This is a genomic window from Clostridium akagii DSM 12554 (assembly GCF_000686725.1).
GTDB classification, from domain to species: Bacteria; Bacillota; Clostridia; order Clostridiales; family Clostridiaceae; genus Clostridium_I; species Clostridium_I akagii.
Genome location: NZ_JMLK01000007.1, coordinates 177,466 through 198,736, shown reverse-complemented (window position 1 = coordinate 198,736; position 21,271 = coordinate 177,466). Strand labels below are relative to the sequence as shown.

The following is a 21,271-nucleotide window of genomic DNA, read 5'->3' as shown; positions in this document are numbered from 1 at the left end:
TGAAATAAAATAGACCTCACTCACTTACTTGCTTATTATTCTTGAAAGTGCTTTAATCTACAATATCTTTTTTTGTAAAAATTCCAATGAGAAAAAATACAACACTGAAGAAGCTTATAACTATTATATTTATAATGGCAGTATTTATTTTTCCTTCCCCTGATGTCACAAGACTTATTGCCTTAACCATCCAAGTAATTGGAATAAAATTAGATATATATTGAAAAGTGCTTGGCATCATTTGGTTATCCCAAAAGCATCCGCCTAACATACACATTGGTATCACTATTATGCTAGTCAATAGACCTTTCCTACTACTATTCACCGAATTTGCGCACAATCCTATGGACACTGTTGTAACTGAAAAGAAGATGAACAATAAATATAAAGATAGTATATATGGCATTATTATTTCTCTATACATTATAAACAATGTTATGAATAAAACTGTTACTTGAACTAGTTGCAGAACGAATAAAACCAGTAAACATTGAAACATATAGCTTGTTAAAGTTATTGGTGCTGCAAAAGTTCTTATATTTTTCATCTTTTCTTTATCCGTAAGTATTGCAGATCCAAAACTAATTGAACTTAGTAGCATAAACATTATTAAAAAATCAAGACTTCCTTCTATATATGATTTTTTCTTATTTCCTACTTCTATAACATTAGTTTTATAGTTTTGTTCTGGCAAGTTCTTTAAAATGGAATAAAAATTATTTTTATTTTTTTTTGCTCTAACTGCTACATTGATAACATTTTTCAAATAATTATTAACTTCATCATTTATAACACTATAGACATTGGAGTCCTTATCAAAATAACTATTTATTGCTAATTTTTTTCCTGTAATTATTTCATTTGTGAGTCCCTTATCTAAAACTAATGCATACTGAATTTTTCCAGAGCCTAAATCATCTTCAATACTATTTTCATCTATATGTATAATTCTGTAATTCTCACTGAGACTTTTTGTAAGACCAAATGTAACTTCAGTTTTATCATAATCTATTATAGCAATTTTAGCTGTTGTCCAGCTAAAATGAACATAAACAATTAAAATTGGCACTATGATTGGAAGTATTAGCAAAGAGATTATACTTTTTTTTAGCTTTAAAATTCTTTTTGCATTATATATAAAAACTGTCACTATGCCTTTCTCCTTCCTAAAACTATTGTAATTAAAAATAATAAAATTGATGCTACTATTAGTTCTATATAAAATCCACTAACATACATTCCATAGCCATATGCATTTTTAAGTATTATATTTTTAGCGGCATAACTTGGAGATAAAAAGCTTATATTATTTATGCTATCACCTAAAAACATATTTCCAATATAGCCCCCTGAAATAAATGTGAAAAAAGGCACAATCAGATTAATTATGTAGTGAATTATCACTGCATCCTTTATAACACTGCCCATAAAAGCTCCCAGACTCACAGTAAAAAAAGAAAATAAAAGAATTATAGGTATGAGATTTATAATATTGGTTCCCCAATTTACCTTATAAACAAATTTACTGAAAATTATTATGCATGTAGCAAGGGAAAAAATCACACTTACACTTCCAAGTACTTTACCAATCATAAGTTTTGTCCTACTTATTGGAAGACTTTTTATTCTCCCTATCATATTTCTATTCTTATCTTCAGTCACAATATCTACGCCATAGGGCGCGCAATATAACATTATCATAAGAAGCATGGTTACAGCATAATATCCTGTTGAATTTGGTCTTTTGTTTTGCAAATTTAATGGATTATTTTGTACTACATCACTCCTATCCTTAATATTTACATTACCACTATATTTATAGCTGTCTATAGCATTTTTTATTATGGACACCTCAAAATCGTTAGAGTAATATATATATATGTTTTTTACCGATGCAGATGGTATAACCTTTGGATTTTCAAGTTCCATATAAGCATCATTAATCCTTTTCTTCACATTGTCTATTCCGATTTTCCTTGCTTTAACCTCTACAACCTTTATTCTATCCTTATAGGCATCATTATTATTTAGAAAATTTTTAAAATCATTAATATTTCTTTGATTATTACTATAAATACATATACTCTGCTTGTCAAAGCTCATAGGTTCGTATATAAGTTTTAATGAATTCCCAAGAACCAATATCAATAAAAGCGTAAAAAATACAACACTTATTATTGATGATTTATTTTTAAGTTGTCGTTTAGCTGTATAAAAGGCAACGCGTAATACATTCATATATTCACTTCCTAGTTTCTAAGTGTTCTTCCTGTTAGCGTTAAAAATACGCTTTCAATGGTTGGTTTTTCTATATTTATATCTAAAATTTCTATTCCTGAATTTACAATTAAATCTATTATAGTACCTAAATTTTTGCTTCCTTTACTTGAAATAATATGAGCAATATTTTCATCCATATTACATTCCTGCACCCCATATATAGCCTTTATCATATCAATCAATGTGTAATTAATTGAAGAAAGTTTTATTTTAACCTTTTCCTCTTCGGATACCATACTTTTAAGCTCATCTTTATTTCCATGAGCAATTATTCTTCCATGATCTAGTATTGCAATATCAGTGCAAAGCCTTTCAATCTCCTCCATATAATGTGAAGTGTATATTATAGTTGCGCCATCCTTATTTAGTTTTTCAATACCGTCTAAAATATGGCTTCTGGACTGAGGATCTATACTTGCAGTTGGTTCATCCATAATTATAAGTTTTGGATGATGCACAATACCACAAGCTATATTAAGCCTTCGGAGCATCCCACCTGAAAATTCATTTGGAAACCTTTTTCTCTCCTCATAAAGTCCTGAAAAGTTCAAAGCATCGTAAACACATTCTCTTAAATGTTTTCCCTTTAAGCCATAAAGTCCTCCAAAATACATTAGATTGTCATAGGCGCTTAAATCATAGTACAAAGATACATTTTGAGTGACTATTCCAATATGTTTTTTAATCTCTAGTTCATTCTTTTTTATGTCTTTGCCAAACACAAATATATTTCCTGAATCAATTCTATTAAGACCTATTATACAATTTATAATAGTAGTTTTACCAGCTCCATTAGGACCTAAAAGTCCAAAAATTTCTCCCTCTTTAATTGATAGATTTACATTATCCACTGCCAAAAATTCTTCATAACGTTTTATTAGATTTTTTATCTCTAAAATCGTGATATTCATCTCCAATCAAATTATACAAATGCTTAATTATAAATTAATGATATCAGATTTTACATATTATCTCAACAAACACAACCCTAATATCACAATTAAAGATCTACTGAAAATTTTCTTACAAAAACTAAAATCAATTAAAAAGAAAATGTAGGTAGATTTTTATACAAATCCACCTACATTTATACTGTATTTTTTCCATCACATTTTTTATTGTCAGACAAAATATTCTTAATTTTTCACTTACTATGCTTTACTCAGTGCATCTTTAACTGCATTTATTATTCCACTACTACTGTAAGTTGCACCTGATACTGTATCAACAGCCGTAGATTGTGATTGTATAATCTCATTTGGTACTACACTCACTGCTTGTTGATAAAATCTTGGTGTATCATTTATCTGCGTAATTTCAATATCACGAATTTTGCCACTCTTCACCGTAACTGAAACCTGTAGTCCAGGTCTAAAACCGTCAGCAGTGCCGGTGTATGTTCCATCTTTATATTTACCAGTAGCACTGCTAGCTTGAGTAGTAACAGTAGTACTGCTACTTGGTGCTGGAACTATATTCTGAGCCTGCTTAGTATTTTGTGAAGTACTGTTATCTGCTAAAACAGCATTACTTGCTGAAGTTGTATTATTCGTAGATAAGCTTGAAGCACCTGTCTTTAGAGCATCTTTTACTGCGTTTATTATTCCGTCACTGCTATGAGTTGCACCTGAAACTGCATCCACATCAGTTGATTGCGATTTTATAATTTCACTTGGTATTCCGTTTTGTGCTCTCTCATAATATCCTGGTGTATCATTTATACTATCTACTTTCACGTCAGTAATTTTGCCGCCCTTTACCGTAACTGTAACAGCAATTGTTGATTGGTAACCATCTGCAGTACCTTTGTATATTCCATCTTTATATTTACCTTGCTGAGATCCTGTAGCTACAGTAGACGACACGCTGGCAGTAGTTGGCATATATCTAGTTACCGCATCGCCTCCTAGATTATTGAGAGCATATATTGCTCCAAAACCAACAATTGCAATTGAACTAGCTAATGCTGGATTAACATTTTCATTAAGTATATTAGCCTGAGTATTTCTTCTAGGACAGACCTCTACACATCTAAGACAACTTATACATTCTCCCCCGCGCTGCTCCTTAACTTTGTAAAGTTGTATTCCCATAGAACAATTATTTGTACAAATTCTACACTTACCACATTTATCATTAGGCTTATTAATTTTAAATATACTTAGTTTTGATGTTATTGAAAATATAGCTCCTAGTGGACATAAATATCTACAGAAAAATCTTTCAATAAATGCAGCACCTATTCCTATTAACACTAAGAGTATAAAACCCACAGTATATTTGGATATAACTTGTGGGAAATTTGTTATCTGGCCAAAAGCATCCCATGGATTTGAAGTTACGAATATAGTGCTTCCCATTGTCCAAACAAATACTATAAGCATAACTAGAACTAAATATTTTACATATTTAAATGTCGCGTCCGTTGCACTGTTCACTTTAAAATTTACTTTGAATATGTGCCTAGATATTTTGTAGATTATATCATTAAATGTACCAAAAGCACACATCCACCCACAGAAAAATCTTCCCAGGATGATTGTTAATGGTATGATTGTAAAAAGCTCAATCATATTAGGATAAGACTGGGCTAAATTAAAAGTTCCTTTTATTATTGATAAGTATATGCTTTTTATTCCGCTGAAAGTTAATGTAAAAAGTCCCGGTAGTAAAAATAGAAAAGCAATTTGAACTACAATTCTTAATATCTGCATTTTTTGAATCTTAGTTTTCATTTAAATCACTCCTCTTGTCCAATATAAATTCTTCATTACATAACTTAAAATTGTCCTTCATACCAGCTGTAACTGATATTTTTTTATCTTCTGTTATAAATATAGCCTCAATTCCGTCTAATGATTTTATTAAACTCAATGCCTTATCAAGCCCTAATATATAAACACCTGTGGATAATCCATCTCCATCAATGGATAAATCTGATATTATAGTTGCACTAATAATTTTACTTTCAGAAGGAAACCCTGTTCTTGGATCAATAATGTGTTGTAGCCTTTTACCCTCTACATCGAAATATCTTTCATAATTTCCTGAAGTAACTACAGACTTATTAATTATGCTTATAATTCCAACAAATTCACCTCTTGGGCTAAGTGGATTTTGAATGCCTATTTTCCATTTATCTCCATTTGTTTTTTCCCCCATAGCAAACACATTTCCTCCCAGGTTAATCAAAGCACTTTTTATACCTCTGTTTAAAAATATGTTTTTAACCTGATCTGCAGCATAACCTTTAGCAATACCACCTAAATCTATTTCCTGATTTTTATATTTTAATCCTACTGAATTACTATTTTCATCTAAAACTACATCCTTATAATTTATAAGTTTAAGTTTATTATCTATTTCAATTTGACTAGGTATCCGTGCATTGTCACTTCCAATTCCCCATAGACCAACAATTGGTCTTATTGTTATATCAAAGGTACCTTGTGATAAATGGCAGAACTCAATTGCCTTTTTTATTACAAAATAAGTATCTTCACTAACTATCTGTAATTTTCCTCCAGCATTTTTATTTATTTTTGAAATTTCACTATAATCCTTAAATACTGACATTTTATCGTCAATATTCATGACTTTTTTCATAGCTTCATCCAATGCTTTTTCACCTTTTTTCCCATTCACCATTAATGTCATTGTGGTTCCCAATGAATAAAATTCCTTAACAAATTGTCGCTTTTTACTTTTATCTGTACGCACTATTAGAATTAACATAATAATCAATGCAAGGATTATTATTAATAAAAGTATATTCATTTTTATCACCTCAGTATTTGTAAGCAATTACTATTATAATTTGCTTAGCTTAATATAAGTTTAGAATTTGCTGAGATTTTGCTGAGAAAATTTTAAACAAACTGTAAAAAACCTAACCAATTTTGTTCACTTTTTTAATAAATATATAAAAAGTAGTCCCTACTCCAATTTCACTTTTAACTTCAATTTTACCGCCATGGGCATCAATTATAGATTTCACAATTGAAAGACCTAACCCATAGCCGCCATTTTTACGAGCTCTATGCTCCTCGCTTCTAAAAAACCTATCAAATATTTTACCTAAATGTTCCTCTGTAATTCCTGTTCCATTATCTTTAACCCTTAAAACTACATAATCCGTAGAAGCTTCTAATGCATTATCAACACTTATAGTGATACAGCCTTTTTTTTCATCAGTATGCCTAACAGCATTTTGTAGAAGATTGAAAATAACCTGTTTAATCTTATTTCTATTTACATAAACAAATATATCATCCTTTAATTCTAATTCTATTTTTCTTTCTCCTGAAAGTATATTAAGCTGTGGATATACTTCTTCAATAATGTCACTTATGTTTTCTGAATGCATATCCGTTTCGGCATCATTATCTAATCTATTTAATAATAACAAATCATTGACTAATTTAGTTAAACGCTCGCTCTCAATCAAAATACTATTCAAAGCTAAATGTAATTGTTCTTCATTTTTTGCTGCCCCTCTTAATAGCACTTCAACAAAACCATGAATGGATGTAAGAGGTGTCCTTAGTTCATGGGAAGCATCAGAAACAAATCGCCTCATTTTTTCTTTAATAGACCGTTCTTTTTCAAAAGATGTTTCTATTCTCTCTAACATTTTATTAAATGCATTAGACAGGCTATCAATTTCAATTTGGCCGTTATATATTGTTAACCTTTTATCCAATTGTCCTACATTAATCTGTTCCACCATATCCTTCATACTATAAAGTGGTTTTAAAGTATATTTAAATACCTTGCCAGCTACAATTGACCCTATTAAAAGAATTAATAAAGAAGCTATAATATATATTTTAACTTGCTTATCAAGTATATCTTCAACAGGTTTTGCTGTAATCGCTAGCTGTAATAAACCAACTGGGGAATGGATGTTTCCAATTTTCCGAAATCCCACTATCTGCAAATTATTATTTTTGTCTTTAACTAATCTATATCCTTCCAATGTTCCTTTTTGCTTTAATAAATCCTTATATTGATTTTGGGATAGTTCTGGGATAGGAAGTGGGCTTTGTGGCTTCCCAATTTTTTTTACTTTATCTCTATCAGTATCATAAATATCAATTGCACTTTTCATTTTAGTTCTACTGGCTATTTGTTTTCCATTAACATCTATAACTGCTGCACACATATTTTCATCAATGGTGGTATCTATTATTTTAGAAGAATTTTTTAAAAGCTCTGCAGTTTTAATTTGCTTGAAAGTATCCACTTCTATATTGTGAAATCTAGCATCTAAAATCTGTTCTTTGCTAGAATATAAAAATTGTCTTGTGTTTGTGTATTGGAAGATTTCCATTATTACAAGAAGTAACACTAATATCAAAATAAATCGTTCTATTAATTGCCATCTTAAACTATTAGGTTTAGGTAATCCTCGTATTTTTTTCATTTATTTCTCCACCTCAGATTTTATTAAGCTAATATTTTTTAATTTTAACTATTTCTTATTGTTGTTCTGATTATATATTATAACAGTTTAATATTACAATATATTATGATTTACAATGTGTTCGTATATGAATTTTGCTAAGTATAAAAAAAGCAAAAGCAGATTTTTATCAATCTACTTTTGCTTTTCTTTATATAAATCTAGCTTCAGATTTTGAAACTTCAATTGGAAATACGTCCCTTACCCTTTGAAAGTGCTTTTGATTATGCCTTGTATATTCCTTAACCCTTAATGATTTTATATTCCTCAATTTTTCTATAAAGTGTTGCAATACCAATACCTAGTTTTGTAGCTGCTATTTTTTTTCCTTCTGTACTAAATCCATATATTGAAAGAGCATTTTTTATAGCCTGCTTTTCAATATGCTTTAAACTCAATATTTTTCCATTCTTACTTGCATTTTCCGTTTCAACCTTTTGAGCTAATCTCTTTGGGAGCATTTCTTTAGTAATTATTCCACTAGAATCCATTATACTTATCATAAACTCTACAGTGCTTCTTAATTCTGAAGTATTCCCAGGCCAATTATATTTAAGTAGGTATTCCCATACTTCTCCATCTACTCCTATAAATTTCTTATTAAAAAGTTTTGCAAATCTGGTGGAAAAATTATAGACTATTAACTTTATATCCTCTGTTCTTTCCCTTAATGGCATAATTGCAATTGGTATAGCGCTTAAATAATAATATAATTCCTCTATAAATCCTTGATTTTTTATTATCTCTTCAATATTCTTATCTGTGCCCGATATAACTCTAATATCAATTTTATTTAATTTTTCTTCACTAATTATGTTAATGTCCTGAGTTTTTAGTGCCCTTAAAAGCTTTGCCTGTACATCCAATGGCATTTCATCTATGTTATGAAAAAATATGGTTCCTTTATTTGCAAGTTGAAGTTTTCCATTTTCATATCTACCATTGTTAGCAGTATAACCTAGCAGTTCCCTCTCCATTAATTGCTCACCAATATTGCTACAATCAAATTCTATAAAGGCTTCTTTTTTTCTATAGCTTGATCTGTGAATGGCTCTAGCTAAAGTATCTTTTCCAACCCCACTTTCTCCTGTAATTAATATTGTAGATGTAGAGTCGGATATTTTTAGTATACTTTTTTTAATGTTAATTATATTTGAAGATGTCCCTAATATACTATCAAATACCACTTCATTATCAATATTTACCATACGATTTATATTATTTTTAACTACCTTACTTTCATAAAATACAAATATTTGTTTGTACCTTTCCTCAAGCTGCGTATCATTTAAACTACCTACTAAAAAATATTCATCTCCATGCAATAAAACTTTGTACTCCTTAGATTCCATAATATAATTACCAGTGAAATCTATATTCATTTTAAAACTACTTCTATCATAAATCCCCAGAATATCATTAGCCTTTTTATTTGAATAAGATATGTGAAAATATTTGTCCATTATAACCACGGCTTCATTTATCTCCTCTGTTATAATGTTTAACAATTCCACTAGTGATATACTGTTTTGCAGTTCTACATTTTCAGAAACCTTTTCACTTATTATTTGGGATAAATATTTTAGAAGCACAATATAATTATTTAAATTCCCCTCTATCTTTTCTCTTTGCTTTTCATTTAAACATACCAATTGTATAATTCCTATAATTTGATTATTTAAAATTATTGGTGCGCACATTTCAAATTTAGTTGTGCAATTGTTATCATAACTACATTTTGCACATATATCATCTTTTTGTGGATTACCTATAATATTTATTTCTCCTGTACTAAATATTTTTTTATATTTACAATTATCTTCTTTTAAATTTATATCTATATTGTCTTTAAAACTTCCGCTTCCAGCTATTATATTAAATTTATTGTCTACGATCCTCATATTAACATCTAATATTCCACTTATTATATCTAAATATTCTATTAGTTTTCTTTGTATTTTTTTTAGTATCATACCCTAACTCACCTCAACAAAAATACATTTTATTGTTAATGAGTATATTATTATTTTCCCAAAAAGTCAATGATTATTTTGATAAACAGTTAATAATATATCTTTTTTTATGTATTTTTGTAATAATAATTGGTTATTTTTTTTAAATTAATAATATCCATATTATGCTTTTTAATATGGTTTTAAAATTATAAATCCATGAGTTAATACTCAGCATTCGATATGGTTTCTATGTTTTATTTGAAAACTATTTATTGTAAATTTATTTATCTTTTTACATATATATACTTACATTGTTATTTTATTATATAAGAATTCACTGTTTTATAGTATATTTTATATTAAAATCGCCAAAATATAAATATATTTCATCTAATAGAGATGATATCATATATATAATGTGATATCATGAGTATATACATATCTTTAGGTACGTTATACTTTTATTTTGGGGAGATTGCTATGACTAAGTATACTCAAATCGCAAACGATATAAGAAATCAAATAGTTAAACAAATGGTTCAAGCAAATGAACAATTGCCATTTGAAAAAGATCTTTGTATTAAATACAAAGTTAGTAAAATGACAGTAAAAAAGGCATTAGATATTTTAGTAGCTGAAGGTCTTATAGTAAAAAGACGTGGTTCTGGGACTTTTGTTAAAAATATTAGTAATTCGGATATGACTAGACTTTTAGTTTCAAATCAATTTAGAGGACTAACTGCTTTGTATTCTGACCGTAAGGTAACTAGTAAGCTCCTTGAATTTGCCGTAGTTAATAGCAATGAGGATGTTATGAATAAACTTAATCTTGAAAATGAAGAATTCCTATATAATATCCTTAGAGTTAGATATCTAGATAATGCTCCATTTGTAATGGAAAATACATATATGCCTATCAATCTAATATCAGGCCTAAAAAAGCAACATGCAGAAGAATCAATATATGCATACATTGAAGATAAATTGGGTCTTAAGATACAGAGTTCTCATAGGAATATCACCGTTAGAAAATCAAATAAATTAGAACAACAATATCTTGAACTTGAAGATAATGATCCTGTGGCTGTTGTAGAACAAGTAGCTTATATTGAGAGCGGTACCGCCTTTGAATATTCAATATCCATTCATAGGTACGATTGTTTTTCATTTGAAACAGTTATAGTAAGATAATTTAACCTTTCCATGTGTATTTGAAGCTTATCTTAATAAATGACCATGAGAAATAACTAGTAAATATCCCAGAATGACCTTAATCATACTGAGATATCCACTAGCTATTTTTTTTAGATGCCTTGCCATAATAATCAAATATTACTTTTTCAGCTGGCTTTCCAAAAACTTCGTAACCACTATCATTTATAGCTTGATTTTCATTATAAAGTTCAGACTTCCAATCCCATAGACCAAACCCTCTAATCCATGACTTTTTACTAGTTTCTCTAAACATAGTCTGGTAATATAACTCTTGTTCTTCAAGATTAATATTTCCCTTTAATTCCCAGTTATTCGGTTCCACTGAAGCCCCACTTGTACTTGCACATCCAGCTTCAGCGAAAAAAAATGGTTTTCCATAAGGCTTAATAATCTTTTCTATTCTATCTAATTGGTTGCCCCAATCATTAATTGGATAGTATCCACTTGAAGATATTACGTCTACTGCATCCCACCATTTAACATTAGCTTCCTGGTATTTATCAGTATTATAGGATACTAACCCATTGTATACCATTTTAACACATTTAATTAGTTCTCTCCAATACTTCTCTTTTCTTTCAGTCTGAACCATCTCACAACCAATAATAAGCATTTCACAATTATTATTTTGTGCAATTTTAGCATAATGAAGTATAAGTTCATTATAGCTTTTAAACCAATCAGACCACTTTGGTTCACATTTTGCCTCTATATCAAAAAAGTTTATATGTGCTCTCCAAGTTCCATCAGTGCAATTAAGTAATGGTTTTAAAATAACCTTAAGTTCTAATTCTTTTGCATAATTTATAATGCCTACTAAATCCTCGTCCTTTACTGAATCTTTAGTATTGTAATGTATTTCAGTAGACTGTGGCGTATCTTGCCACGCTGCTACAGCTAATACAACATAACTGGTATTTGTCCTAAGTTTTAAAAGCCTTAAAGATTCTTTTCCCCTATCTAAAGAAAAATCAGACTTGCTATTTGTAATGCCGAAAGTGAACCCATTAATAAATTCCATAGCCTTCCCCTTTGAATAACTATAATGTTTTTATTTTACTGAACCTTGTATACCATTGTATATGTGTTTTTGTAGTGCTAAGAAAACTATAAGCGTTGGTATTATAATTATCATTACACCTGCAGCAATGATCTGCCAATCTGATCCATTGGGACCTTTAAAACGATAAAGTGCAGTGGCAATTGTACTTAAACCTGGATCTGGCATATAAAGATATGGTGTATAAAAATCATTATATAATGCAACACCTTGAAGAATACCAACAGTGGCGATAGCTGGTTTTAAAAGAGGGAAAATTATAGTTCTAAAAATTGTAAAATATGATGCTCCATCCAGCATTGCTGATTCATCCAAAGATGCCGGAATACTATCAAGAAATTGAAGAAAAATATACATGGAAATTACATCAGTTCCTATTCCTAGAAGCATTACTGCCCCAAGGGTATTAAACAGCCCTATAGCACTTATAATTTGATATACGATAATATTATTTACTATACCAGGAACAAATGTAGCCATAAGAAATGCTGTCATAATAAATATTTTACCCTTGAATCTAAACCTATGAAGAACATATGCAGCTGCGGCTCCTAAAACTATTTTAGCTACAATAACCACTACTAGTATAAAGAAAGTATTTTTAAAGCCTGAAAGCATATTTCCTTTTGTAAAAGCATCTATATAATGCTGAAAAGTTATACTAGTTGGAAGTGAAAGTACACCGCCAGTATCATAATCTTTTTTTGTTTTTATAGATGATAAAAATATAACCAATATTGGGATAATAGCTACAGCTACTCCGAGTATTAAAGTAAGGTATTTAATTATGCTTGACGTTGCATATTTTATTTTGTATTGAAGCACTGATCTTTCTCTAACTTTATTTTTCATATTTTATTTCTCCTTTCAAATTAATCTTCATCAACTAGCAATCCCTTTTGAAGTACTGTTACAAAAATACAAATTAATAATAAAATTATTCCCATGGCACAAGCGAGTCCAACCTTTTGAAAGTTAAAAGCAACTTCTAAAGCTTCCATAACAAACGTTTTACTTCCATTTGCTCCATTTGTCATAATAAACGGAATTTCAAATGCGCTAAATGCTCCACTTAATGCAAGAATTAAATTAAGTGAAATAATTCTCTTTAGATTTGGAAGTATAATATTAATAAATTGTTGAAATCTATTTGCACCATCAATTTCAGCAGCTTCATATATTTGTGGGTCTATAGCTTGTATTGTCCCTAAGAATATTATAAAATTTCCGCCCATATATCTCCAAACAGATACAGCGGCAAGTGAAATATTAATTATTTTAGGATTACCAAGCCATAACTGAGTATGTGTGCCAAGTCCAATAGCTTTTAGAACTGTATCAAAAGTACCATTTACTTGAAAGAAATATTGAAATATAAATGCAATTGCAACACCATTTAAAAGGTATGGAAAAAACAATGCACCTTTGAAAAAGTTTTTAAATCTAACATTAAAGCTAAGAACTGTAGCAAAATATAGTGCTAGTGCTAGTTGTACAAACGTAGCAGCTAGATAGTATAAACTTACCCCAAAGACTTTGAAATAATCTGGGTTAGTAAATACCGTTATATAATTTTTTAGTCCTATAAATTTGATATTTTGCGATAACCCATCCCAACTAGTAAAACTATACTCAATCATCCTAACAAGTGGATAATAGGTAAATGTTGCCAGCATTGCTATTGGTATAATTGTAAACAATACAATTATCACTCTTTTTTGAGATTCATAACTAAGTTTTTTAAACATAAAATTTCACCTACCATAAATAGATTTTAATAAAATAATTTCTGTTTTTTAAAGTAAGAACCTTGTTTTTATTCATAAAGAACAAAGACAAAGTTCTCAAATTTTATTTTATTTAGTTCCCAGCTTTAACTGCGTCTCTTCCAGCTTTCCATTTAGCGTTAAGATCACTCATTATTTTATCGAAGCTATCACTAGAATTTCCTAGAGCTGATTCAACAATTTTTTGTCTGAAATCTGCTGTTTGTAACCCAACTTGTCCTGCTTTATCAATTTTATTACTCCAATCTGCTTGACCACTCTTAGAAGCAGTTGGCTCTAATTTTATAACACCTAAATCAGTTAAACTTGATAATACTTTTGGTGCTGCTTGTGATTTCAAAGTATTAATAGTACCATTATAAGTTGAGTATCCTGATTTTTCTATAAACCATGTAACAAAATCTTTAGATTCTTGTATATGTTTACTATATTTACTTACAGCAAGCATATAATCTGCAGACATGTTAGTATAACTTTTTCCATTAACTTTATATGGGAAGGGCATAAATCCTATATCGTCTTTATTTGTTGCTTGAGATTGAATTTGACCAACTGCCCAACAGCCAAGTTCCATAGCACCAATTTTCCCTTGAGCTAGCCCCGTTTTTGATTTATCCCAATCTGAAGTAGTTGGGTCTGATTCTACAAGCTTATTCTTTACTAGATTGCTCAATAAACTGTATGTTATATATTCAGGTTTTCCTGGTGAAAATGGAGAGTCATCATTAACCATATCAACGTTATAATATGAAGCACTACCTGATACAGATGTAACATCTGGCTCCCATTGAGTTAATGGCCATCCATCTTTATAATTTGTATAATAAGGTGTTGCAGTAGTTTTAGATTTAATTAACTGCATATCTTTTATAAAATCTTCTTCAGTAGTTGGTATTTCCGTTATGCCAGCGTCTTTAAATACTTTTTTATTATATACTATGCCACTTACATTCATTTCTGTTGGTATACCATAAATTGTCCCACCAAATTGATCCCCTGTACCGGTTAATCCATAATATTTCTTACTTAAATCTTTTTCTTTTCCAAGTGGCGCAAAATAGTTTGGTTCTTCAGATTTGTTAATAATACCAGGAATTAATAGAACATCTCCATAGTTCTTTGAGTTCAGTCTTGTCTCTGTGTCCTTGTCGTAAGCAACATCAGATTCAAATTTTAATGTTACATTTGGATGAAGCTTTAAGTATGCAGCCCTGTAAGTTTTGTTTAACACAGAATCTGCTATATCTGTACGATTTGTAAGAACTGTAAGTGTTATTTTATCACTTGAACTTGAACTACTTGATCCGCAACCAACAAAAACACTCGCTACTAATGCACATGTCATCATTGCTACCAAAGCCTTTTTTTTCATTATAAAATTCCCCCTAGTTTTACTATATTGTTAATATAAAGAAAGGCTAATGCCGTTTCCACAATAATAAAAGATCTTAAAATTCCTTATTTCCATATATATATATATCGTTTACATTTCCATATTTTTATTATATACTATATTTTTTTAAATGTATATACTTTCTTTAAAAAATATATACATTTAAATTAATTAAACTACTAACTTATAAAATTGTAGACTGCACCAATAAGATTTGCATCATTCCTAAATTTACATTTTTTTATTATTGGTCTTATCTTTGCTATTTCCGCTATTTTAATTTTATTCATAACTTTGTCCATACCTTTTTCTATATTTTCTAGAATATCTGATCTTGAACTTATACCTCCTCCAATTACAATAACCTCTGGATCAAATATATACTGAATATTATATATTCCTATTGCCACATTAAAATAAAATTTCTCTATTTCATCAATAGCAATAATATCTCCATCTTCAGCAAGTTTAAATGCTTCTTCCCCTGTTAAGGATTCTAACCCTTTTCTTTTGGCTACATTTTTTGCCATACTCACAGGTGAAGCAACATCGCTTAGAACATCACACTTCTCAGAAATAATCATATATCCAAACTCGCCACCTTCAAGATGAGCTCCTTTATGAATTTTCTTATCTTTTATAACAGCGCCTCCAATACCTGATCCAAATATAACAAAAAGAACATCGTTGTTGTCCTTTGCAGCGCCCTTCCAAACTTCAGCAAGTCCTGCACAGTTTCCATCATTATCCATTCTAACATTCTCAATTCCCGTTTTTTCCATGATTTTTTTTCTAAAATTAAAACCGTGTATACAAGGCACCGCACTGGCACCACCTATAAACCCAGTTTTATCATCCACTGCTCCAGGGCAGCTCATTGCTATGCCTTCAAAATCGTATTTTTTTTCAAACTTCGACTTAATATGTAGAATCCCAGCCATTAATTCATCAATATCATTTTGTGGTGTTTTGAACTTACCCTTTTCAAATATATCTCCATTTCGGTCTAAAACGCCATACTTTACACTAGTTCCACCTATATCAAATGTTAGTATATACATTTTTCACCTCTCCCCCTAATCGCATTTGTCACCTATAACTTTCTAAAATCCGTTGTTTTCTGCTGCTTCTTTAAACCAATATCCAGATTTTTTAATGGTTTTTGTCTGAGATGGTAGGTCTAGTGAAATAAGCCCATATCTATTTCTATAAGCATTTTTCCATGACCAACAATCTATTGGTGTCCAAAGATGATAACCAAAACAATTTGAACCTTCCTCAATACCTTTATGGAGGAACTGAAGATGTTCAGTAATAAACTGGATTCTATAATCATCAACTACCATTCCATTTTCATCCATAAATTTTTCCTCCCCATGTACGCCCATTCCATTTTCAGAAACATACCAAGGGATATTTTCATAATTATCTCTTATATTTATAGCAATATCATACATAGCTTCAGGGTATATTTCCCAATTTTTATCAGGATTAATCCTTCTACCTGGTTTTTCATAACTTTCATAATATTTATCAGGGAGCCACCCTTTAGAATCATCAAATTTATTTTCTCTCTTTTTTACTCTAAGTGGTTGATAAAAATTCACACCTAAAAAATCCACTTTATTATTTTGAAGTAATTTAATTTCATCCTCTGTATATTCCCATATGACTCCATCTTTTTCAAGCATTTGTGTCAATCCCTCAGGATATTTGCCTAGAACTGCTGTATCTAAAAAAATTCTGTTATCAATCATATTTGCAATATCCGCTGCTTCTAAGTCATCCTTTGATTGTGTTCTTGGATATGCAGGGGTAAGATTTAGAACTATGCCTATCTTCCCATCTTTATTATATTTGCCTTTTCTAAATTCCTCTATAGCTTTTGCTGATGCAAGATTTAAGTTATATGCTACTTGCATGGCTTTTTTACCATTAACTAAATTAGGATAATGAAACTGACTTAAATATTGTCCTTGAACAATAACTATTGGTTCATTAAAAGTGGTCCAATATTTAACTCTATCTCCATAGAGTTGAAAACACTTTTTAGCAAACTTAGCAAACAATTCTACAACGTGTTTTGATTCCCATCCCCCATATTTTTCATATAATTCTATTGGCAAATCAAAATGATGTAGATTGATTATTGGTATCATGCCTAGTTCAACACATTGATTTATAACATTATTATAAAAGTTAACTCCGTCTTCATCAACTTCTGCTGTTTCAAAATTTTTTATAAGTCTTGTCCACTGAATGGATGTTCTGAATGAGTTAAGACCTATGCTCTTCATCATCTTCAAATCTTCTTCGTAACTATTATAAAAATTCGAGGCAATATTCGGTCCAACCTGATCATAAAATGCTGTTGGCTCTATATCATACCAATAATCAAAAATGCTACTATGTTTTTTATTAAATCTTCCTTCTGATTGAGGCCCGGATGTTGCTGCACCCCACCAAAAGTTTTTTGGAAATTTATATTTCAATTTTACCACTCCATTCTAAATTTTAGTATTTACTTTCTGTATTAAATGGTGATGCCGGTAATCCGTATTTATTGAATAGGTTTATTTCAACATAATTCCTCCACCCATATCTAACCGACTTTGGTTCTTTAACTTTTTCACTATAAACAATCACCTTATCCCCAAAAATCTCAGCTTTTGCTTGATAATATTTTCCGTTACCATCACTTACTTCAAACCCATTTAAATCTTTTCCTTCTTGTATTACAAGATCTCCAGTTTCAACATAATCAAAAGATATAGCTATTTTATCCCCTTTCAACTCATATCCACTATATATAGGAGAGTGTCCCTTAATATCTTCATTATATATATCTTGCCTTACTAATAGTGCCAGTCTTTCTCCCACAGTTTTTTTATCCTTTGGATGAACATTTTCTTTTTCACCGCAATCTACAGTTACAACCATAGAAGTATTTTTTATATTTTTTAATGTGTAAAGCTGAGCATCCCTTATTATCTGCCAAGTATCTAGCTTTTCATCATTAAACATTGGAAGTTGCACAAATATAAATGGCAAATTTTCATTTTCAAAATCCTCCCTCCAATTTTCTATTACACTTTTAAAAAGACTCTTATAAAGCCTAGATTTTGGTGAATCCTCTTCCCCTTGATACCATAGTACCCCCTTAATCGTATAAGGAGTGATTTTTCTTAACATAGTTTTATATAATCCACAGGGCCTAAGATATGACTTTCTTCCAATAGGAGGTTTCCATGGAGCATATCCAATGTCATGTTGCAGTTCTTCTAAGGTGTTTTGTGGATATTTTTTCTTGTATTCTGCTTCTCTTTTAGTATAATTTTTTTGAGATTCGTGTAAATCATTGATTTGTCTATCTTCTTCTTCCCCCGTAAGGTTTTTAATAGTTTTTTTATACTCATCCAAGTATGCAATCTTAACGTTTTCATCTTTAGCTAAATATTTTTCTGACATCCAACATGCTGCTGATGTACCACCCTTATCACAGTCAATGATTCCAATGGGAATGGATAAATCTTTATACAAATTTATTGCAAAATGATATGCCACTGCAGAAAAATATTGTGAATGCTCCTTAGAGAAACTCTGCCAACCTTTATCTAAGAGATTTGGAATTCGTATTTTATCATCTTCATATTCTATTTCTGGAACTTCATAATACCTAATTTCAGGATAATTGGATTTCTGAATATATTCTTGTCCATTAGCCGAATCCTTAAGCCTTAGTTGCATATTGGACTGGCCTCCAGCAACCCACACATCTCCAACAAGAATATTTTTTACAACAATACTCTCATTTTCAGATGAAACCTCTAGCTGAAAGGGTCCTCCAACTTCAAGTGAATTAAATGTTAATCTAAAACCACCATTTTTCACCTTACATTCTGAAGTTTGTCCACATATTATACCTTTAACTGTTGTATTTTCTTCTGCCTCACCCCATATAACAACCTCAGCCTCTCTCTGAAGTACCATGTTATCTGAAAAGACAGTTGCTAGCTTCAATACCACCATAATCACCCCTAAATTCAATCATTAATTTTTATAAATTTATAATAACATACTTTATTTTATAAGTATATACTTATAAAATAAAGTATGTTGTACTAAATAAATTCACTAGTCATAAACCATGAGGGAAAGTGACAAATTGCAAGTGACAAGTAGAGGATGATTTTTCTGCCAAAGGCAAAAAATCAAAAAAAATGAAGATAGGTAGATTTATTTACACAAATCTGCTTATCTTCCTAACCTCTTAATTTGTCTCTTGCCAAACTATACTGTAAATCCAAGTGTTATTTTATTAAGTTTTTCTGCCATTTTTGATAAACTTTCTGTAGTCTTTTCTATTTCATTCATTGTACTAAGTTGTTCCTGTATACTAGCACTAATATTCTCAGTTCCTTCTGCCATTTTGTTTGAACTATGAGCTATATTTCCCACGGCTTTCTCTATTTCCCTACTACTTGCCACCTGTTGCTCATTAGACTTATCTATTTCCTCTATCTCTACTGCAATTTCTTGTATATTTTTAATTATGCTTTGCATACTGGCCTTAACTTCCACTGCTTTATTTACTCCAATTGATACTCTTTCTTCAACTTTTTCAGCAGAAGTTACTGCCAAACTTGATTTTGACTGATTATCCTTAATTAAACCTGCTATTTCTGCTGCTGCTTTATTGCTCTCATCTGCCAATTTTCGTATTTCTTCAGCTACTACACTAAATCCTTTACCCGCTTCCCCTGCCCTTGCAGCTTCAATTGCTGCATTTAATGCTAAAAGATTAGTCTGACCTGAAATTGATGTTATTATCTTAATAATATCACCTATTTTTTTTGAGGAATAGTCGAGTTCGTTTATAATAGTAGATACTTCTTTTGAGGATGTGGCTATTTCAGTAATGTTTTCTGTGATTTCAGATATTTTGAACGCACTTTTTTCTGCTGCTCGCTTTACATTCATACCGTTATTAGTAGTATTTTTACTTGCTGCTGCTGTAGACTCACTAAAATTTGAAGCCTCACTAAGACTAGCATTAGTTTCTTCAATAGCAGCGGCAGAATCTGTAGTATCTGAGGCTATTTCCATTATAGTATTTGATATTTCTTCTAAAGACTGTGTACTAGAAAAGCTAGCCTTATGTAAACCTATGGTGGAATCAGAAATTGTCTTAGCTGATTCTGTAACTTCACCAACCATTAATTGAAGCTTACTCATAAACAAATCGAAATTAGTGCTTAATTCCCCTATTTCATCTTTACTGTCATATCCTATCCTTTGAGTCAAATCTCCATTGCTATCTGAAATTTCCTTAAGTTTTAGAGTAACCTTATTAACAGGAACAACAATAGATTTTATTATAAAAATTGACAAAGCTATTACTATTAATATACACATCAATATAAATATCCCGGCTCCAATTACAGTTTTAATAAAAAATGTTTCACTGTCACTATATATTTGTTTTGCAGCAGTAACATGTTTATTAATAATTTTATCTAATGAGGACTCTATTGCTGTCTTTGTACTATCTAAATTTGCCATATCACTTGGCTCAGCCCTTTTAGTACCTGGTGCTGATTGAGCTTGCATATTTGCTTGTTGTTGATTATCAGTACCTTCTTGATTTTTAGTAAATGTATTTATAGCTGTTATATATTTATTATAATTACTAAGTACAGTTTTAAAATCAGTGTTACTTTTGTAAACTGACAAACTAGTGGCTATTACCTTTTCTTTCGTGGTAATATTTGTTACTATTTTTTCCTTTGCTGCAGCATCCGATGCATTCATAAGTGAATTGCTCTGCGATCTTATATACTCAATATCAGTCTTTACATTTTCCAATTGTACAATTGGAGTCATTCTAGAATTATTAAGTTCTCTAAGTTGTCCATTACTATCTGCCAAATCCTTTATTGAAACAAAACCTACAATAACTAAAAATATCAGAAAACTAGTTGAAAGTAACGCTATTTTTTTACCTAATTTTATATTTTTGAAAAAGTTCATTTTTAATTCCCCCACTTCCTATGTAACATGTTGTAATTATACATAGGAATTATTACATCACTGTGTACTTATCATGTGAAGTTTGTG

16 protein-coding genes are annotated in these 21,271 nt (G+C 30.2%); 1 reads left to right on the top strand and 15 read right to left on the bottom strand.

Translation table 11 applies throughout. The features are described 5' to 3' along the window. Nucleotides 1–52 precede the first annotated feature (52 nt). The 7 genes from BR66_RS0103185 to BR66_RS0103155 all read right to left on the bottom strand — a co-directional run bounded on the left by BR66_RS0103185 (nt 53) and on the right by BR66_RS0103155 (nt 9,717). Nucleotides 53–1,150 carry an ABC transporter permease gene (locus tag BR66_RS0103185; RefSeq protein ID WP_026881597.1) on the bottom strand — a complete coding sequence of 366 codons (1,098 nt, stop codon included), beginning with the start codon at nt 1,148–1,150 and terminating at the stop codon, nt 53–55. Next, a complete protein-coding gene (locus BR66_RS0103180) occupies nt 1,150–2,238 on the bottom strand; it encodes an ABC transporter permease (RefSeq protein WP_026881596.1) in 1,089 nt (362 codons plus the stop codon). The genes BR66_RS0103185 and BR66_RS0103180 overlap by 1 nt, the downstream gene beginning before the upstream one ends. Nucleotides 2,239–2,249: 11 nt before the next feature. Beyond that, nucleotides 2,250–3,191, bottom strand: coding sequence for an ABC transporter ATP-binding protein (locus BR66_RS0103175; RefSeq protein ID WP_026881595.1), 942 nt, complete (start codon nt 3,189–3,191; stop codon nt 2,250–2,252). A gap of 240 nt (nt 3,192–3,431) precedes the next feature. Next, on the bottom strand, nt 3,432–5,015 hold the full coding sequence (locus BR66_RS0103170) for an FMN-binding protein (RefSeq protein ID WP_026881594.1): 1,584 nt from the start codon (nt 5,013–5,015) through the stop codon (nt 3,432–3,434). Beyond that, on the bottom strand, nt 5,005–6,057 hold the full coding sequence (locus tag BR66_RS0103165) for an FAD:protein FMN transferase (protein WP_026881593.1): 1,053 nt from the start codon (nt 6,055–6,057) through the stop codon (nt 5,005–5,007). The genes BR66_RS0103170 and BR66_RS0103165 overlap by 11 nt, the downstream gene beginning before the upstream one ends. A gap of 112 nt (nt 6,058–6,169) precedes the next feature. Further along, nucleotides 6,170–7,705, bottom strand: a complete 1,536-nt coding sequence (locus BR66_RS0103160; RefSeq protein WP_026881592.1) for a sensor histidine kinase — start codon at nt 7,703–7,705, stop codon at nt 6,170–6,172. 281 nt (nt 7,706–7,986) lie between these two features. Further along, entirely contained in the window at nt 7,987–9,717 is a 1,731-nt protein-coding gene (locus BR66_RS0103155; protein WP_026881591.1) for a sigma 54-interacting transcriptional regulator, read from the bottom strand. 462 nt (nt 9,718–10,179) lie between these two features. On the opposite strand from BR66_RS0103155, the gene BR66_RS0103150 reads away from it, so the two are divergent. Further along, a complete protein-coding gene (locus BR66_RS0103150; RefSeq protein ID WP_026881590.1) occupies nt 10,180–10,890 on the top strand; it encodes a GntR family transcriptional regulator in 711 nt (236 codons plus the stop codon). A 100-nt stretch (nt 10,891–10,990) separates the two neighbouring features. Here BR66_RS0103150 and BR66_RS0103145 read toward each other — a convergent pair whose 3' ends face one another. The 8 genes from BR66_RS0103145 to BR66_RS0103110 form a co-directional block, all read right to left on the bottom strand. Beyond that, nucleotides 10,991–11,935: a glycoside hydrolase family 113 gene (locus BR66_RS0103145; protein WP_026881589.1), complete on the bottom strand. Its 945-nt coding sequence runs from the start codon at nt 11,933–11,935 to the stop codon at nt 10,991–10,993. Nucleotides 11,936–11,965: 30 nt separating this feature from the next. Then, nucleotides 11,966–12,826: a carbohydrate ABC transporter permease gene (locus BR66_RS0103140; protein ID WP_051624083.1), complete on the bottom strand. Its 861-nt coding sequence runs from the start codon at nt 12,824–12,826 to the stop codon at nt 11,966–11,968. Nucleotides 12,827–12,846: 20 nt separating this feature from the next. After that, nucleotides 12,847–13,722 (bottom strand): carbohydrate ABC transporter permease, encoded by an 876-nt coding sequence (locus tag BR66_RS0103135; protein WP_026881587.1) that lies wholly within the window; start codon nt 13,720–13,722, stop codon nt 12,847–12,849. 112 nt (nt 13,723–13,834) lie between these two features. Then, nucleotides 13,835–15,133, bottom strand: a complete 1,299-nt coding sequence (locus BR66_RS0103130) for an ABC transporter substrate-binding protein (RefSeq protein WP_035795360.1) — start codon at nt 15,131–15,133, stop codon at nt 13,835–13,837. A gap of 200 nt (nt 15,134–15,333) precedes the next feature. Further along, nucleotides 15,334–16,215, bottom strand: a complete 882-nt coding sequence (locus BR66_RS0103125) for an ROK family protein (protein ID WP_026881585.1) — start codon at nt 16,213–16,215, stop codon at nt 15,334–15,336. 42 nt (nt 16,216–16,257) lie between these two features. Next, nucleotides 16,258–17,646, bottom strand: a complete 1,389-nt coding sequence (locus BR66_RS0103120; RefSeq protein WP_026881584.1) for a glycoside hydrolase family 1 protein — start codon at nt 17,644–17,646, stop codon at nt 16,258–16,260. A gap of 22 nt (nt 17,647–17,668) precedes the next feature. Next, a complete protein-coding gene (locus BR66_RS0103115; protein WP_026881583.1) occupies nt 17,669–19,183 on the bottom strand; it encodes a sialate O-acetylesterase in 1,515 nt (504 codons plus the stop codon). Between the two features lie 261 nt (nt 19,184–19,444). Beyond that, on the bottom strand, nt 19,445–21,184 hold the full coding sequence (locus BR66_RS0103110) for a methyl-accepting chemotaxis protein (protein WP_026881582.1): 1,740 nt from the start codon (nt 21,182–21,184) through the stop codon (nt 19,445–19,447). Nucleotides 21,185–21,271: the final 87 nt, after the last annotated feature.

Excerpts from the sequence above, each read along its gene's own strand:
- BR66_RS0103175 (WP_026881595.1), bottom strand. The coding sequence starts at position 3,191 with ATGAATATCACGATTTTAGAGATAAAAAATCTAATAAAACGTTATGAA.
- BR66_RS0103155 (WP_026881591.1), bottom strand. The coding sequence starts at position 9,717 with ATGATACTAAAAAAAATACAAAGAAAACTAATAGAATATTTAGATATA.
- BR66_RS0103150 (WP_026881590.1), top strand. The coding sequence starts at position 10,180 with ATGACTAAGTATACTCAAATCGCAAACGATATAAGAAATCAAATAGTT.
- BR66_RS0103130 (WP_035795360.1), bottom strand. The coding sequence starts at position 15,133 with ATGAAAAAAAAGGCTTTGGTAGCAATGATGACATGTGCATTAGTAGCG.
- BR66_RS0103160 (WP_026881592.1), bottom strand. The coding sequence starts at position 7,705 with ATGAAAAAAATACGAGGATTACCTAAACCTAATAGTTTAAGATGGCAA.
- BR66_RS0103180 (WP_026881596.1), bottom strand. The coding sequence starts at position 2,238 with ATGAATGTATTACGCGTTGCCTTTTATACAGCTAAACGACAACTTAAA.
- BR66_RS0103145 (WP_026881589.1), bottom strand. The coding sequence starts at position 11,935 with ATGGAATTTATTAATGGGTTCACTTTCGGCATTACAAATAGCAAGTCT.
- BR66_RS0103165 (WP_026881593.1), bottom strand. The coding sequence starts at position 6,057 with ATGAATATACTTTTATTAATAATAATCCTTGCATTGATTATTATGTTA.
- BR66_RS0103125 (WP_026881585.1), bottom strand. The coding sequence starts at position 16,215 with ATGTATATACTAACATTTGATATAGGTGGAACTAGTGTAAAGTATGGC.
- BR66_RS0103110 (WP_026881582.1), bottom strand. The coding sequence starts at position 21,184 with ATGAACTTTTTCAAAAATATAAAATTAGGTAAAAAAATAGCGTTACTT.
- BR66_RS0103135 (WP_026881587.1), bottom strand. The coding sequence starts at position 13,722 with ATGTTTAAAAAACTTAGTTATGAATCTCAAAAAAGAGTGATAATTGTA.
- BR66_RS0103140 (WP_051624083.1), bottom strand. The coding sequence starts at position 12,826 with ATGAAAAATAAAGTTAGAGAAAGATCAGTGCTTCAATACAAAATAAAA.
- BR66_RS0103115 (WP_026881583.1), bottom strand. The coding sequence starts at position 19,183 with ATGGTGGTATTGAAGCTAGCAACTGTCTTTTCAGATAACATGGTACTT.
- BR66_RS0103170 (WP_026881594.1), bottom strand. The coding sequence starts at position 5,015 with ATGAAAACTAAGATTCAAAAAATGCAGATATTAAGAATTGTAGTTCAA.